Here is a 16589-nt window from a genome sequence, read left to right on the forward strand (position 1 = left end):
CTCGTAACGTGTGGTGCGCGCGATATCGGTTTCCCGGATTCCGGGCGAGACGCGTCAGTCACCCTGGCCTGCCGGGAGGAGGAACACCAGAACTGTGGCGGCGATCGCCGCGACCAGGGTCCCGACGGACGCCGTGGCGAGGGCGTGGCCGGCCGCATGGGCCCGGTCGGCGGCGGGGCTGCCGAGGGCGGCGAAGAACACCGCGCCGATCACCGCGACCCCGAGCGCGCCGCCGATCTGCTGGGCCGTGGACAGCACGCCCGAGGCGGTGCCCGCGTCCTCGGGTGCGATCCGCGCCAGGACGACGTTCATCGCGGGGGTGATGAGCAGCCCGCCGCCGACGCTCTGCAGCATCAGCGTCGGAATGACCACGGCGGGTTCGAACGGGGCACCGGCGAACAGCGTGATCGCGGTGGCGGCGTACCCGATGACGAGGATCACCGCGCCGACCTCCAGGACCCGGCGGCCGTACCGCGGCACCAGCCGGCTGGCGACCATGCTGAAGCTGAAGAACATGACCGCCGCCGGGGTGTAGACGAGCCCCGCGCCGAGCGCGGACAGGCCGAGACCGTCCTGGAGGGAGATCGACAGCACCAGGTAGTAGGAGGTCACGACGGTGTAGACGACGAGGACCAGGAGGATGCCGACACCGAAGGAGCGGGTGCGGAACAGCGAGACCCGTACCAGCGGGTCGCCTCCCCTGGCGCCGGTCCGCCGTTCGATGGCCACGAAGGCGGCGAGGGCGAGTGCGCTGCCGGCCAGGCAGATCCACGTCCAGGCCGGCCATCCCACCTGCCGGCCCTGGATGAGCGGGAAGGCGAGCAGGAACAGGGCGAGGCTGAGGACGAGGACGCCGGGGACGTCGAGCCGGCGGGCGCCGCTCGCCCGGGACTCGGGCAGCCGCCGGGCGGCCAGCCAGATCGTCGCCACTCCGATCGGGACGTTGATCCAGAACACCGGCCGCCAGGAGGAGCCGAAGAGGTCGGCGCCGATCAGCAGCCCGCCGACGAGCTGTCCGCTGATCGTGGCGACGCCCATCACGACACCGAGCACACCGAAGACGCGGTGGCGGCTCGCGGCGGGGACCAGGACGGTGACGGCGGCGAAGGTCTGAGGCAGCATCACCGCCGCCCCGAGGCCCTGGACCAGTCGGGCGACGATGAGGACGAGCGCGCCCGGCGCCGCCGCGCACGCGACCGAGGCCACGGTGAACACGGCCATCCCGATGATGAACATCCGCCGGCGCCCGAACAGGTCCCCCAGCCGCCCGCCGGTGATCAGGAGCACGGCGTACGTGAGTTGGTAGCCGGCCAGGATCCATTCCAGCTCCCCGGCGGAGGCCTTGAGTCCGGACTGGATCGAGGGCCCGGCGACGATGACGATGAACGCGTCGAGGATGGCCATGAACGCGCCGACCAGGACGACGGACACGGCGGACCAGGGCACGGCGGCGGCGGGTGCGCGCTCGGCGGCCGGCAGGTCCGCGGGCGTTTCCGTGCGGCTCATGAACGGCTCCCCCGCGGCGCGAGCGCACCGGCCAGTGCCTTGACGACCTCCGCGGCCAGCACCGCCTGGCCCGCGGCGGCGAAATGGATGCCGTCCGCGCTCAGCAGGTCGGGGCGGTCGTTGACCGGGTGGTCCCACATGTCGACCAGCACGGCCCCGAAGGCGCGGGCCAGCTCCCGGGTGACGGCGTTGAGCGTGCGGATCCGGTGGTCCCAGTCCGGCAGGACCGGGACTCGGAACGCCCGGCCGAGGGTGAAGACGGTCAGCTGCGCGCCGGTGGCGGCGGCGGCTTCGAAGACGCGCCGCAGGTCGCGTTCGATCAGCGCGTAGTCGGGTTCGGTACGGAACAGGTCGTTCGCGCCGCACGGCACGTGGACCAGGTCCGGCTGGAAGTCGGCGAGCCGCTGGAGCTGTGTCTCCAGGGTCCGCGCGGTCGTCGCGCCGATCTCGGCGGTGTTCGCGTAGGCCAGGGCGGGGTGGACCCGGCGCAGTGTGCCGGCGACGCGGTCGGCCCAGCCGCCGGCGGCGTATCCGGGGCGCGGGTCGCCCGTTCCGGCCGAGAGGCTGTCGCCGATGACGGCGAACCGGCGCCAGGGGGCATCGGCGAGCAGCGCTGCGGCACGGTCGGGAGGAAGGCAGAAGGGGTCCGATTCCTCGGTCATGGGTGAGGTCGTCTGAGTCACGGGTGAAACCATACGACCGATCGTACGTATTGTTCAAGCGTGGCAAGATGGCCCCATGAACGAGCTCACGAAGGACGCGGCTCCCGAACGCGCGGACCTCCGCCTGGTCCGCGGCGACCGGACCCGCAAGGCGATCAGTCGCCACGCCGTCGACGTGGCCTCCCTGGAAGGGCTGTCCGGCCTGAGCATCGGCCGGCTGGCCACCGACCTGGGCCTGAGCAAGAGCGGTGTGCAGACCCTGTTCGGGACGAAGGAGAAGCTCCAGCTCGCCACCGTCGAAGCCGCCCGGGAGGCCTTTCTGGACGACGTGGTGCGCCCGGTGCCGGCCGACCCCCGGGGCGCCGAGCGGCTGCGCGCCCTGACGGAGCACTGGATCGGCTACGCGAGCGCTCCGCTCTTCCCCGGCGGCTGTTTCTGGGCGGCGAGCCTCCCCGACTTCGACAGCCGCCCCGGCGCGGTCCGCGACGCCCTGGCCCGGCAGCGGCGGGACTGGCTGGCCCTGCTCGCGGGCGAGTTGCGCCACGGTGTCGAGGGTGGGCAGATCGCGGAGGTCGACCCCGAGGCCGCCGCGTTCCAGATCGACGCCGTCCTCCTCGCGACCAACACCGCCCTGCGGCTCGGCGACGCCGGGGCGGCGGACCTGGCACGGCGGGTCGTCGACGGCTTCCTGGCCCGGAGCTGAGGCGTCGACTGCCTGGTGGTGGCAGGGCTCGCCGGGGCACCGGCCCCGGTGACGGCGCGTCAGGCGGTGGTGGCGGAGCGGCGGCGGTGTTCGTCGAGGGCCTGCCAGACCCTGTCGCGCAGGAACGGCGTCTCGGTGAAGCGGATGCCGGTGGCGTCGCGCAGCGCGTTTGCGAGGGCGGGCGGCACCGGGTTGAACGGGCTCTCGGACATCGACTTCGCGCCGAGGGGCCCTATGGCGTCCGAGGTGTCGGAGAAGTGCACCTCGGTGCGGGGCACGTCCGCGTACGCGGGGATCCGGTAGCGGCGGAAGGACGCGGTGGTGACCTCGCCTCGGTCGTCGACCAGCACCTGCTCGAACAGTGTCGCGCCGAGGGCCTGGGCGACGCCGCCCTCGACCTGGCCGCGGCACTGCAGCGGGTTCATCACCCTCCCGGCGTCGGCGCCGTGCACGCTGCGCAGGATGCGGATCTCGCCGGTGTCCGGGTCGACGGCGATGCGGAACCACTGGGAGTTGAAGGCGATCGAGCGCGGCGAGCCGCCGAAGTGGCCGTCGGCGCTGAGCTCCACTCCCCTGGCACGGGCGGCCGCGAAGACCTCCTCGAGCGTCACCGCCCGCCCGTCGCACTCCACCGCGCCGGCGGTGAGCCGCAGCAGGCCGCGCAGGGTGCGGGTGTACTCCGCGGTGAAGCCGAGGATCCGCTCGGCGAGCGCGTCGGCCGCTCTCATCACCGCCTTGCCCGCGACGACCGTGCCGGACGAGCCGAAGGCGCCGGTGTCGTGCCGGACGACGTCGGTGTCGGACTGCCGGACGGCGATCCGGTCGACCGTGGTGCCGAGGGCCCCTGCGGCGATCTGCCGGTGCACGGTGGTGGTGCCGTTGCCGAACTCCGGAGTGCCCACCGCGATGTCGTACGTGCCGTCCTCCAGCAGCTTCGCCGTGGCGTCGGCGAGGTGGCCGCCGGGCGGGCCGCAGGCGATGGCCGCCAGGGCGAAGCCCTGGCCCACCAGCCAGCCCTCGGGGGCCGGTTCGGCGCCGGCGTCGTCGGCGAGGGCGTTGCGGACGACGTCCAGGCACTGGTCGAGTCCGTAGCTGGCGATGTGGAGGTCCTCCTCCTCGCCGAGCGGGCCCTCCATCCGCTCGCCGGGGCCGATGACGTTCCGCTCGCGCAGGACGAGCGGGTCGATCCCGAGGCGCCGGGCGAGCTCGTCCATCGCCGACTCCACGGCGAAGGTGACCTGGCCGAGGCCGTAGCCGCGGAAGGCCCCGGCGGGCACGTTGTTGGTGTAGACGGAGTAGGCGTCGACCCTCTTGTTCGGCGCCCGGTAGACGCCCATGGACTCGCCGATGCTGTGGAACATCACCGCCGGGCCGTGGTTGCCGTACGCCCCGGTGTTGGCCACGACCCGGAGCTGGACGGCCGTCAGCGTCCCGTCCCGCTTGGCGCCGAGCTTGGCGGTGATCGTGAACGGATGGCGGGTGGTGGCACCGTGGAACTGCTCGGCCCGGGTGAACTCCAGCTTCACCGGCCGGTGCAGCCGCAGCGCCGCGAGCACCGCGATGTCCTCGGTGAGCATCTCCTGCTTGCCGCCGAAACCGCCGCCGACCCGGCCCGCGACCACCCGCACCTTCTCCATCGGCAGGTCGTACAGGTCGCACAGCGCCCGGCGGGTGAGGAACGGCACCTGGGTGGAGGTGCGGACCACGATCCGCTGCCCGGCCGGCAGTCCGGTCGCCCCGGATCCGTCCTCGGGCCCGCGCCCGCCAGCGGCCCAGGCCCCGGCGCCGGCAGCGGCCTCGGCAGCGGTCTCCTCGAAGTAGGCGACGCAGCCGTGGGTCTCCAGACTGGCGTGCTGCACCCGCTGGGTGCGGAAGGTCTCCTCGTGGACGACGTCCGCCTCGGCGAAGCCCCGTTCGACGTCGCCCCTCTCGCCGTGCGCCTCGCCGCAGACGTTGTTCTCCGCCCGGGCGATCCGCGACTGCGGCCCCTTCGGGTGGAGCACCGGAGCGCCCGGGGCCATCGCCTCCTCGGGGTCGAGGACGTACGGGAGTTCCTCGTACTCGACGACGATCCGCCGGCAGCCCTCCTCGGCGGCGCCCTCGCTCTCGGCGACCACGGCGGCGACCCGCTGGCCCACGAAGCGGACCACGTCGTCCAGCACCCGGGTGTCGTCCGGGTCGTCGGTGGGGTGCTCGTGCCGGGCCGAGGAGTAGAGCTTGTCCGGGGCGTCCTCGTGGGTGAACACCGCGACCACCCCGGGCACCCGCAGGGCCGCCGAGCTGTCGATGGCGACGATCCGCGCGTGCGGGTGGGGGGAGCGCAGCAGCTTCATGTGCAGCAGCCCCTCGACGGCGAGGTCGAAGGTGTAGCGGGCGGTGCCGGTGACCACCTGCGGACCGGCGGGGGCCCCGAGACTGCGGCCCACGGCCTGGCCGGCGCACGGCGATTCGGTGTGCTTGACGCCCCGGATCGCGTCCTCGATCGCCCGGTAGCCGGTGCAGCGGCACAGGTTGCCCTTCAACGCCCTGGGCAGGTCGGCGCGCTTGTCCTCGTCGAAGCCGGTGGCGGAGGCGGTCATCAGCATGCCGGCCGTGCAGAAGCCGCACTGGAAGCCCTGGGCGTCCAGGAACCGCTGCTGCATCGGGTGGAGTTCGCCGCCCCTGGCCAGCCCCTCCACGGTGGTGACCGAGCGGCCCTCGGCGCGCCAGGCCGGATACAGACAGCTGTGGACCGCATCGCCGTCCACCTGGACGGTGCAGGCGCCGCAGTCCCCCGCGTCGCAGCCCTTCTTGACCCCGAACCAGCCCTGCTCGCGCAGGTACGTGCGCAGGCACTGCCCGGGCCTCGGTTCGGCGTCGAAGTCCTCGCCGTTGACGCTGACCCGGAAGCTCACCGCCCGGCCTCCTCGACCAGCTCGAGTCGGATCTCCTCGGCGAACCGGTACGTCATGTGCCGCCGCCAGGCGGGGAGTCCGTGGATGTCGTCGAAGTACTCCTCGGGCCGGACGCCGTGGGTGACCGCCTCGCACACCGCATCCGCGTTCGGCGGCACGGCGAAGCGCAGCTGGACCGGGCGGACGGTCGAGGCGGTGATCGTCAGCGCCAGCTCGCCGTCGATCGGGTCCCGGGCGCCGATCAGCAGGGCGCCGGAGCGGCCGAGCCGGTACAGCGACGCCTGGCGGAAAGCCGTGCGACGCGCCAGCGCCCGGGCCGGGACGGTGATCGAGCGCAGCAGCTCGCCGGGCCGCAGGACCTTGCCGCCGGGCCCGGTCACGAAGTCCTTCACCGCCACCTCGCGGACCGCGCCGCTCTGCGACAACAGCGTGCACACGCCGTCCAGCGCGGCGGTCAGCGAGATCATCGGACCGGCCGGCAGCGCGTTGCAGAGGTTGCCGCCGACGGTGGCCACGTTCCAGACCTTCCAGGAGGCCAGGAACGCCCGGCAGCACTGCTCGAACAGCGGCGCGGCCGGCCAGTCCGCCCCCAGGGCGAAGCGGGAGAGCTGGGCGATCGTGCAGGTCGCCGCGATCTCCAGGTCACCCGCCGTGGTCGTCCGGAGCGGCTCCCAGCCCATCCGGCTCAGGTCGACCAGCCGGCGCAGGTGCGGCTGTGGCTCGGAGAACAGGTACGTCCCGCCGCCCAGCCAGGCGTCCCCGGGCCGCCAGGCATCGCGACGCCGCGCGTCACGCAGCTCCACCACCGTGTTCAGGTCCACGTCCAACCACCGTTCTCGACCGTTCAGTACGGCAATTGAAGCAACGGCGGCAGGCCCGAACGAGTAGGCTCGGGCACCAGGCCGGGTGATCCGGATTGGACGATCGACCAGCCGGCTTGCCCTCCAGCGGCGCTACGAGGCCGGCTTCCAGAGGGTGAGCAGGACGCTGTACGCCGGTGGGTCCATCGGCTGCCCGGTCGGCTTCACGTCGTTGATCTTGAGCATCGCGAGGTTCCCCTTGTCGGTGACCGTGCAGAGCACGTCACCCTTCTTCAGGGCCTTCTGGTCGATCAGCGCCGTATTGCTGAGCTCCGCGGGCAGCGGGGCGGTGTCCACCGACTGACGGCACTGCTCCGGTGACGTCCCCGGGCTCTTGGCCATGGTGGTGCGGAAGGTCATCCACTGGAGGAGGTAGGAGAACTCGGCCTCGTGGTCGCTGACGTCCCCGTTCGGTACGACCTTGGGCGCGTCCAGGTCGACGGTGATGATCGCGCCGGTCACCGGCGGGCCGATGAGCAGCGGGCGGTCGGCGAAGACCGGCTCGTACCCGCGCTTGGGGGTCGCGGTGGCGGACGCCGTGACGGGCGGGGCGCCGGCGGGCTGATTGCCCGGGGCGGGGATTGCGGACCCGGACCCGGTCGCGGCCGCGGGGGCGGGCGCGTTCGTCACCGGCGCGCCGGTGGTGGCGGCGGTGGGGGTTCCCGCGTTGTCGTCGCCGGACAGGAACCAGGCCGTACCGGCGGCCGCCACGGCCAGGGCCGCGACCAGGGCGACGGCCAGCGGTGCCCGTCGACGCGGCGGCCGCCCCGCCGCCGTGGCCGGCTGCGACGGCGCCGCCAGGGGCGGGGGCGGCGTTGCGGTCTGGGTGGGCGCGCTGTGCACGGCACCGCCCGGATGTCCCGACACCTGCGTGGGCACGTAGGTGGGCGCACCCGCGCCGACTGCCGCTGCCGGTGTGGGGGCCGCTGCCGGTGCGGGTTGCGCCGCCGTCAGCAGCCGCTCCGCCGCCCGCTCGCGCTCGGCGACGGCCGCGGCCAGCGGGGCCGGCAGCCAGCCCTCGCCCGGCTGCGCGGCGCGGCCCGACGCGCGCTCGCACAGCTCCGCCAGCTCGGTCGGCGTCGGCCGGGCCGCCGGATCGGCGGCGAGCATGCGCTCCAGCAGCGGCCGCAACTCCTCCGGATACCCCGTCAGGTCCGGCGGTCGCAGCTCGGTGTTGGCGATCTGGGTGGCCACCGTCAGCATGCCGCCCGAGCCGTACGGGTGCCGGCCGGTGGCGGCGACGGCGGCGATCAGGCCGAGCGAGAAGACGTCGGCGGCCGGAGTGATCTCGGCCCCCGTGCCGTGCTCGGGCGACATGAACTGCGGGGTGCCGATGAAGCCGCCGCTGCGGGTGAGCCGGGTGGCCTCGGCGGCGTGCGCGATCCCGAAGTCGATCACCCAGGGACCGTCCGCGCCGAGCAGGATGTTGGCCGGCTTGAGGTCCCGGTGGACGACCCCGGCGGCGTGCACGGCGGCCAGTCCGCGGGCCACGCACCCGACGAGCTGCAGAGCCACGGGCACCGGCAGCGGGCCGTACCCCGCCAGCACCTCGTCCAGCGGCAGCCCCGGCACGTACGCGGTCGCCAGCCACGGCTGATCCCCGCTCACGTCGTGGTCCAGCACCGGCACCAGGTGGTAGCCCCGGACCTGCTGCGCCGCCCGCACCTCCTGCTGGAAGCGGCGGAGGAACTCCGCGTCACCCGCGAACTCCCGGCGGATGACCTTCAGGGCCACCGGCTGGTTCCCGCGCGTGCGCGACAGGTACACCGAGCCCATGCCGCCCTCGCCGATCCTGGCGAGCAGCCGGTACCCGGCGATCTCCCGCGGTTCGTCCACCCCGAGCGCACTCAGCGCACCGCTGTTCCCACTGATGGGACCCACCCCCGATCATGTTGAAGATCAACAATAACCGCCGGTCGCCGCCGACCGGGAATCGCGGTGGCCGCCCTATCTGCGGCGGACCATGGCCTGCGGCAGGCGGCCGTCCTTCCAGTAGCCGTCGAGGACGGTCAGCAGGGCCTCCGGGTCGCGCATCAGCTCGGGTACCCGGTCGCCGTACGCGTCCGTCAGCGGGTCGCGGTCGACGGTGCGGCGCTCGGCGGAGGTGAAGGACGAGGAGTAGGCGTGGCAGGCGGGGCACCACAGGTAGTTGATCATCGACGGGGTGTCGCGGCCGAGCTTCTCCCGGTGGTAGGAGCGCAGGCCGAGGTGGCCGCAGACCGGGCAGGTGCGCTCCGTCACCGGCCGGTCCAGCTGGGCGCGCAGCGCCTCGCGGTCGGTCTCGTCGTAACGGCGGGCCATGGGTGGGTGACCTTTCTGGGTGGGTACGGGAAAGCGGACGGGCCGACCGGGGCGGGGGAGGTCCCCGCCCCGGCCGGCCCGCGGTGTCTTCGGTTCACCGGCGCGGAGCCGTCCGGCCGGCTGGGAACGCTATCAGGCGTACCCGATCAGTTCCCGGATCGGTTCCCCGATCAGTTGTCCCCGGAGATCCTCCGCCACATCATCTGGCCGAAGTCCTCGGCGTCCTCCTCGGTTCCCTTGTCGCCGTGGATCCTCATCCCCTCCTGGTGGTGCACTTCGTGGAAGAAGGTGACCACGGCTTCCTTGATGTTGCGCAGGCCCTTATTGGAGAGCTCGATGACGGGCAGGCCGTTGCGGCCGCGGTGCGGCACGTCGGTGAAGGTGGAGTTGGACCGGAGGTAGTGCGGGCTGTTGCCGTAGTTGGTCTCGCCCGTTTGCCCGTCGTAGATCCGGTCCTTGTGGACGACGTCGTAGCGGTCCCACACGTCGCGGTACCCGGCCCGGGCGAGCGTCTCCTTGAGGCGGCCGAGGCTGACGACCGGGCCGGACTCGTACTCGTTCGGCTTGCCCTTGGAGCCGCGACGGTAGGCGTTGCCGCTCGGGCCGGCGTCGGTGGCCTCCGGGGCCGGGGCCGGCTCCTCGGCGGTCTTGCCGCCCCCGCCGCCCTTGCCGCTGCCGCCGGGCTCCTTGCCGCCCTTGCCGGTGCCGGACTTCGGGGTCGACGGGGTGTCGCCCTTCGGGGTGGTCGGCGCCGGGTCGGCCGGGGTGGTGGTGGGCAGGTCCCCGGAGAGCAGCTTCTTGATCGCGCTGAGGACGGAGTCGCCGTCCTCGACCGCGAGCTTGACGGCCTTGACGGCCTTGACGCCGCTGCTGATCGCCTTGACCGCGCCGTAGCCGTCCAGGGCGAACGAGCCGACGATGCCGGTCCACTGGCCGGCGACGTACGAGGTGGAGCTGGTGTCGACGCCGAAGAGCTCGGCGAGCGGGTGGTCGTCGACGTAGCCGGTGTGGCCGAGCTTGAACGGGGTCTCGTTCTCGTACCCCGTCATGCCGTTGAACACGTCGTTGTCGCCGTTGACGATGTCGGCGAACGAGTTCCAGCCGTCGGACAGGAAGTTGACGCCCCACTCGTACGGGTCGCCGACGATGGAGTCGCCGATGCCGGTGAGCCAGTTGCCGGCGGCGCCGCACCAGTCGGAGCCCCACCACAGCCCGGTCGGGTCGCTGCCGGAGGCCGGGTTGCCGGCGGCGTAGCCGTACCCGCCCATCTGGTTCGGGTCGCCGTTCTCGAAGACCGGGTCGACCTGCAGGAAGCGGCCGATGACCGGGTCGTAGTGGCGTGCCCCGAGCAGGCTCAGGCCGGTGGCGGCGTCGGCGGGCTTGCCGAGGAAGCCGTGGTTGTCGGCCCAGCCGCCGGGTGCGGTGCCGCGCGGGTTGCCGTACGGGTCGTACGCGCGCCGGGTGAGGGCCAGCGTGCTGCCGTCCACTTGGAGCTGGGCGGTGCCCTGCGGGGTGGTGGGCTGGTAGCTGATGGCGCCGTTGCTGGCGCGCACCGTCACGGTGCCGTCCGGCGAGCGGTAGTACCGCAGGCCGGTGACGGACTTTCCGGCGGCGTCGAGGTTCAGCTGCTCGTTGCCGGAGAAGAGGTAGAGGGTGTTGCCGCCGGGGCCGCGCTGGATCAGCAGGCCGCCGTCGGCGTCGTACAGGTAGCCGCTCTTCTTGCCGTCGGTGGTGACGGCGGCGGTGCGTCCCTCCTCGTTGTAGTCGATGCTCTGGTTGCCGGCCTTGGCGCCGGTGGTGACCCGGGTCTGGGTGTTGCCGGCGTCGTCGTAGCCCGGGGTGAGCACGGCGGTGCCGGTGGCGGTGCGGGTGGTGACGGTCGAGACGGCGTTGGGCCGCTTGGCCGGGGTGACGCCCTGGCCCGGGTAGGCGAGGGTCTGGACGGTGTCCTTCGCCGCGTTGCCGGTCACGTCGTGGCTGATCTGCTGGGTGCGGTCACCGAGCTGGTCGAACTGCCAGTCCTGCCAGTACGCGGCGGGGCCGCCGACGGTGGCCGGGCTGGGCCGGGTGGTGTTGCAGCGGGCCAGCTGGCCGGCCGTGGCGGCGGTGATGCCCTTGGTGTCGGTCCAGGCGCTGGTCAGCCGGCGCTGGGCGTCGTAGCCGAAGCACTGGGTGTCGGTGACCCGGTCCGTGCCGCCGGTGGACTGGACCTCGGAGACGGTCGTCAGGTTGCCCGACGGGTCGTAGCCGAAGGTCGTGTCGGAGACCGGGTTGGCGGTGTTGTTCTGCAGGGTGACCCGGTTGGTGGCCAGCCGGCCGGTCGCCGCGTCCCAGGTCTGCGCGGTGCGCAGCTGCTTGGTCGGCGTGCCGACGGTGGTCTGCACGACCTGCCCGAGCGGGCTGTAGTTGACCGTCGCGACGTACGGGCGGGCCGGCGAGCCCAGGCTGACCAGGCCGCCCTCCAGGTTGTAGCCGTAGCCGACGGTTTCGGCGGGCAGGCCGCCGTCGCCGTTGAAGGACGTCGAGGCGAGCATGCCGACGTTCTCGGTGTAGGACGCCTTGGCGGTGTAGGTGCCGGCCAGGGCGCCCTCGGCGGCGGGGATGACGGTGCTGACGGAGGTCGGCTGGCCGACCGCGTTGTAGCCGTCGACCCGCTGGACGTAGGCGCTGCCGTTCTTGCCGCCCACGTACCGGGTGGAGGCGACGGGCAGGCCCTTGCCGAGCTTGTCGTAGCTCCACTCGGCCAGCAGCTTGGTCGGGTCGCCGGTGTCGGTGCCGGAGTACTCGGCGGTGCGGCGGCCCAGCTGGTCGTAGGTGAACGACAGGGTCTGCTTGCGGGCGTCGGTGGTGCTGGCGAGCCGGCCCAGCGGGTCGTAGGTGGCGCCGGAGGAGCCGGCGGCCGGGTCCGTCTGGGACGTCATCCGGCCCTGCATGTCGTAGCCGTACGTCCAGGTGTTGCCCGCGTTGTCCTGGACGGTGGAGATCTGCCCGCGCGCCGTGTAGGTGTAGCGGGTGGTGATGTCCGCGGCCGGGGCGGTGCCGGCCGTGCCGGCGGACCAGAGGCGGGCGTTCTTGGCGTCGTAGACCGCGACGTCGTCGTCGGCCTGGACTTTGAGGTAGCCGCCGGGGTGGCCCGAGGTGCCGGTGGACCACAGGGTGGTCTTGCCGGTCGGGTCGAGGACGGCGAGGCTGCCGTCGGTCTGCATCACGGCGTAGGCGCCCGGGTGGCCGCCGGTGCCGCTGGACCACAGGACCTTCTCGCCGACCAGGGCGGTCAGCACGAGGTTGCCGTCCGGCTGCATGCCGAGGCGGACCCCGGCGGAGACCACCGAGGTGCCGGAGGAGATCCGGCTGCCGCCGGCGAGCTGCCGGTCGGGGGTGTCGTCGCGCTGGACGCGCACGGTGGTGCGGCCCTGCGCGTCGGTGTACGTGGTGCTCGCCTTGCCGCCCTGGGCCGGGGTGGTGTCCACCCGGTCGGCGCCCTGGTAGCTGACGGAGCTCTGCCACAGGGTGCTGGCGAAGGAGACCAGCGTGGTGGTGACCGGCCGGCCCTGGCCGTCGAAGGCGGTGCGGGTCACGGACGGGCCGGTGCGGTTGGTCTCCGCCCACATCGTGCTGCTCGGCGCGTGGTCGGCGTCGGAGTAGGTCGCGATGCTGGAGACCGCCCAGCCGTGCGAGTCGTAGTAGGTGGAGGACACCAGCCGGCCGGCCGAGTTGTCCGCCGGGGTCGACTGCGTCTGGCGGGGCTGGAGGGCGCCGTCGTAGATGGTGACGGCGGTGCTGTAGGAGCCGTCCTCCCGCAGGCTCCTGGTGGTGACGGAGGAGGGCGTCGGGTTGTCACCGGCGCCGTGCACGTCGTAGGAGTAGACCCGGTCCGGGGTCTGGGTGGCCTTGTCGCGGCCCGGGGACCAGACCTTCTCCCGGCGGCCGAGGGCGTCGTAGCTCGCGTCCGTCACCTGGTTGTTGACGTCCACGGAGTGGGTCACCGAGGCGCGGCCGGGCGAGACGGTGCTGGTGGCCGTCCACTTCAGCGGGTTGGTGGTCGACAGGGTGGTGGGCAGCACGCCGGTCTCGGGCTGGTACCCGGTGGTCGTGGTCTGGCCCGCCGCGTCGGTGCTGGCGGTGACCCTGCCGTAGCGGTCGTAGGACATCCCGCCGAGGGTCTGGAACTGCGGCTGGCCCTTGTCGTCGTAGCCGGTGGCCGCCTGGGTGGCGGTGACCAGGCCGAGCGAGGTGCCGTTCTGGCCGAGGACGCCGTAGCTGCCCGGGTGGTCGACGGAGCCGTCGCCGTCGTAGAAGATCCGCTTGTGGGAGAGCGTGGTGTTCTTCCCCGGCGCGGTGCCGCACGGGCCGGCGACGCTGATCGTCTCCTTCGGGGAGACCAGCATCATCGGGTTGCTCGCGGGAGCGTCCGCGTACGTGGTGGTGGTGCAGGTCTCCTGCTTCGGGTCCGACAGGTCGCTCTGGTCGTCCTCCTTCCAGATCCGGCCGAGGCCGTCGAAGGTGGTGCTGGTCCGGGAGGTGCGCCAACTGCCGTCCGACAGGAGGCTCATGGTCCGCGAGGAGGTCGCGGTGATCTGGCGGGCCGTGAGGTCCGGCAGCGTGGAGAGCTTGTCCGGCGCCGGGTCTTCGGAGGTCCACGCCTTGCGGCCGGCGCTGGCGGTGACCTTGGAGGTCGGCGGGTCGGCCAGGGTGCGGGTGACGACGCTGCCGCCGGCCTTGGTGTAGCCGAGCGTCTGGTACGGGGTGCCGGCCAGCCACGGGCTGTCGGTGATCTCCTCGCCCAGGGCGTTCTTCACCTTGACGCTGCGGGTGGTCCCGTCGGCCTTGTAGTCGCCGTCCATGCCCTGGAGGTAGGAGACGGTGCTCTGGGTGATCGGGTCCGGCGCGGCGCCGGTGGTCGTGGTGACGGTGCGGTAGCCCCGGAAGTCGTTCCAGGTGCGGTGCTTGTCGTCGGTCAGCTCGAAGTCGTCGCGGTGCCAGGCGGCTCCGTCGGCGTAGGTGTAGCGGGTGACCTTGGCGGGCGAGCCGGCCTTGGTGCGGTCGCTGTCGGTGACCTGCTCGACCAGGGTCTTGTGGAACCAGTCCTCGATCGGCTCCACGCCGCCCGGGGTGTTCCAGTAGACCTGGTAGCAGGCCATCGTGTCGCTGTCCGCCGAAGCGGGCATGGTCTTCTTCTCGCGCGAGCACTCCGGCGCCCGGTAGGTGACGGCGATCGACTCGCCGGTCTCGGTCTGCACGCTGGAGATGCGCGGGTGGTACAGCGGCGGGGCGGCCGGGGTGAGGCCGTCGACCCGGTTGTCCATCTCGATGCCGGTGAAGGTCACCGGGTCGAGGGTGATCGGCCCGCTGCCGCCGGCGGAGGTGTCCTTGCCGGTGTGGACGATCGAGGACAGCCACATGACCGACTGCAGCGAGCCGGTGGCCTTCGCGTCCTGGGTCTTGCCGGTGACCGGGTCGTAGGTGCCGCCGGCGTCCGAGAAGACGTGGTCGAGCTCGTAGGTGTCGACGTCCTGCCACCCGGAGACGGTGCGGACCTTGGTGTCGATGCCCTTCAGGCGGTAGCTGGACCAGAAGGTCGGCCCGCCGGTCAGGCAGACGCCGTCGGTCTTGTCGTCGTCACCGACCTTGTTCTTCCAGTCGGACTCGCAGTGCAGGTCGTACGGCGTGTCCGGCCAGTTCGCGGCGGTGTCCGAGGAGAGGTTGCCGTCCTTGCAGACGCTGTCCGACTTGGTGCAGCGCTGCGCGGCGCGGAAGACCACCTGGGCGGCCGGCTCGCGGCCCGCGCGGGCGTCGGCCAGCTGGTAGCCGTAGGAGATCTTCGTCAGGCGGCCACCGCGGGTGTACTTGGTGATCGTGCCGCCCTTGTCGTCCTTGGCGACCTGGCCGTAGCCCATGTTGTAGTAGTTGGACTCGGTCGCCCAGTCGTAGCGCTGGACGTTGCCGTGGGCGTCGACGACGAAGTCCAGGTTGAACCGCCAGCCGACCGGCTTGTCGCACTGGGAGTCGTCGCCCTTGTCCGAACTGTGGCAGGGGTCACCGGACTTGGGGTGGTAGACCGGCACGCCCCAGGCGCTGTCGGTGGCGTCGTCCGAGGTGGTGCCGGGCGCGTGGTTCAGGCCCAGGTAGTAGGCGGTGCCGTCGGTCGTGGTGACCTTGAAGTACTCGCCCTGCCACAGGCCGTTCGCGGCGTCGGTGAGCCGCTCGATCTTCGTGCCGTCGTCGCTCTGGAGGTGGTACGCCCCGTTGTCGTCGCGCAGCAGCCGGCCGTTGTGGCTGCCCAGCTGGAGCGTCGCGTTCCAGCCGGCCCAGCACTCGTCGCCGGAGTCCTTGATCCCCTGGTCCTTGCAGCTCTTGTAGGAGCGCTCGATGAAGCCGGGGGTGTACGACCAGCCGTCACCGATCCAGGAGGACTGGGAGTTGCGCGCGGAGGTCTCGCCGTCCACCGACTGGGAGTCGTAGGAGAGGCTGACCGTCGGCGCGGCGCCGCCCAGCGACGGGGGGACGGTGACGGGGTAGTGGTAGGTGAAGGCGCCCGAGGCCGAGGCCGACCAGGCGCCGGAGGCGGACAGCGAGGTCGCGCCGAAGTCGCCCTGCGAGCCGTTGGAGCCCGCGACGGCGGCCACCGCCATGCCCCCGGAGGAGGCCTGTGCGGAGGGGGCCGCGAAGAACGAGGACTTCTTGGCGTCCGCCGAGCCGGGCAGGGCGAGCGTGCCGCTCACCTTCCGGTTGACCGGGTCGTTGACCGACTCCAGCGGGGTGCGGGTGCGGCAGGCGGCCACCTGCGGGGTGGTCAGCGCACAGGCCGGCATCGCCACCAGGTGCAGCCGGGACGCCCAACCGCCGCCGTACGCCTGCTCGATGGAGCCGTAGTCCAGAGAGACCGACACGCTGCCCGTGTCGGTTCCACGGTCGGCGCGGCTGAGACCGACCAGCAGGCCGTCCACGCCGGCCCCCTGGGCCCGCCCGCGGTCGGCCACCGTGACCTGCACGGCGGACACCGGCGACACCGGGGTGAGCGGGGCGGCCAGGGCTCGGGCCTGCGCACCGAGGGCCGCGGGAGCGGCCGGCGAGACCGAGACCGGCAGCGAACCGGCCTTCACCTCACCCGCGGGCGCGGCCAGGCTGCGCACCGCGGACGCGCCGCCGAGGTCGACGGTGGCGCTGGCGGCGGCCGGCCACTGCGGGCCCTTCACCTCGTGGGGCTTCAACTCCCGGGCGCCGGCCGGGAGCACCGGCTTCGGGGCGTTGCCCGCGGGGGTGTCCGCCGGGTGCCCCGGCACCTTGGGCTGGGACGGAAGCGGATCCGCCTCCCAGACCTTGTCCGTGTAGCGGTAACCGCCCACAACGGAGTCGGCGACCGCGAAGGGCGCCGACAGCGCGAGGGCGGTGACGGTCGCGACCGTCACCGCTCCCCGTCGTATCCAGGCCCGACGGCGGGCTCTGTCGAATATGCGGAATCCGTGTGGTCCGCGTGGTCCTGCGCGCATGCGCACAATCCCCCATGAAAACGAACCGTGACATCGACTGAGGTCACGTCAGCTGACGGGCCGTCCTCGGCCCGGCTGGAACCGTATTGCCATGACAAAGAGTCAGCAATACCCTTCCCCAGCGGTCACACCGTCCCCATCCGTCACACAGGTTCGCCATGACGTTCACGAAG

8 protein-coding genes are annotated in these 16589 nt (G+C 72.6%); 1 reads left to right on the plus strand and 7 read right to left on the minus strand.

Annotated elements, in window-relative coordinates; all coding sequences use genetic code 11:
* Window positions 1-54 precede the first annotated feature (54 nt).
* Both ACZ4WV_RS27490 and ACZ4WV_RS27495 read right to left on the minus strand, forming a co-directional pair.
* Window positions 55-1506: an MFS transporter gene (locus tag ACZ4WV_RS27490; RefSeq protein ID WP_465751222.1), complete on the minus strand. Its 1452-nt coding sequence runs from the start codon at window positions 1504-1506 to the stop codon at window positions 55-57.
* Complete coding sequence (locus ACZ4WV_RS27495; protein ID WP_465751224.1) at window positions 1503-2168, minus strand: SGNH/GDSL hydrolase family protein; 666 nt, start codon at window positions 2166-2168, stop codon at window positions 1503-1505. Before ACZ4WV_RS27495 ends, ACZ4WV_RS27490 begins: the two co-directional genes overlap by 4 nt.
* Before the next feature lie 76 nt (window positions 2169-2244).
* Between ACZ4WV_RS27495 and ACZ4WV_RS27500 the strand changes: the two genes are divergently transcribed.
* The gene (locus tag ACZ4WV_RS27500; protein ID WP_465751226.1) at window positions 2245-2871 is read left to right on the plus strand and encodes a TetR/AcrR family transcriptional regulator; all 627 of its coding nucleotides are present in this window, start codon (window positions 2245-2247) and stop codon (window positions 2869-2871) included.
* 59 nt (window positions 2872-2930) lie between these two features.
* Here the strand turns inward: ACZ4WV_RS27500 and ACZ4WV_RS27505 are convergent, their stop codons facing one another.
* The 5 genes from ACZ4WV_RS27505 to ACZ4WV_RS27525 form a co-directional block, all read right to left on the minus strand.
* Entirely contained in the window at window positions 2931-5765 is a 2835-nt protein-coding gene (locus ACZ4WV_RS27505; protein ID WP_465751228.1) for a molybdopterin-dependent oxidoreductase, read from the minus strand.
* Window positions 5762-6586, minus strand: coding sequence for an FAD binding domain-containing protein (locus tag ACZ4WV_RS27510; RefSeq protein WP_465751230.1), 825 nt, complete (start codon window positions 6584-6586; stop codon window positions 5762-5764). The genes ACZ4WV_RS27505 and ACZ4WV_RS27510 overlap by 4 nt, the downstream gene beginning before the upstream one ends.
* A 132-nt stretch (window positions 6587-6718) precedes the next feature.
* Entirely contained in the window at window positions 6719-8506 is a 1788-nt protein-coding gene (locus ACZ4WV_RS27515; RefSeq protein WP_465751232.1) for a serine/threonine-protein kinase, read from the minus strand.
* 66 nt (window positions 8507-8572) lie between these two features.
* Complete coding sequence (locus ACZ4WV_RS27520; RefSeq protein WP_465751234.1) at window positions 8573-8926, minus strand: hypothetical protein; 354 nt, start codon at window positions 8924-8926, stop codon at window positions 8573-8575.
* A gap of 170 nt (window positions 8927-9096) precedes the next feature.
* A complete protein-coding gene (locus ACZ4WV_RS27525) occupies window positions 9097-16335 on the minus strand; it encodes an RHS repeat domain-containing protein (protein WP_465751236.1) in 7239 nt (2412 codons plus the stop codon).
* Window positions 16336-16589: the final 254 nt, after the last annotated feature.

The sequence above is a fragment of the Kitasatospora sp. NPDC029312 genome (assembly GCF_055569215.1).

Bases quoted from the DNA above. Each gene is read 5' to 3' on its own strand.
- ACZ4WV_RS27490 (WP_465751222.1), bottom strand. From the start codon at position 1,506: ATGAGCCGCACGGAAACGCCCGCGGACCTGCCGGCCGCCGAGCGCGCA.
- ACZ4WV_RS27495 (WP_465751224.1), bottom strand. From the start codon at position 2,168: ATGACCGAGGAATCGGACCCCTTCTGCCTTCCTCCCGACCGTGCCGCA.
- ACZ4WV_RS27500 (WP_465751226.1), top strand. From the start codon at position 2,245: ATGAACGAGCTCACGAAGGACGCGGCTCCCGAACGCGCGGACCTCCGC.
- ACZ4WV_RS27520 (WP_465751234.1), bottom strand. From the start codon at position 8,926: ATGGCCCGCCGTTACGACGAGACCGACCGCGAGGCGCTGCGCGCCCAG.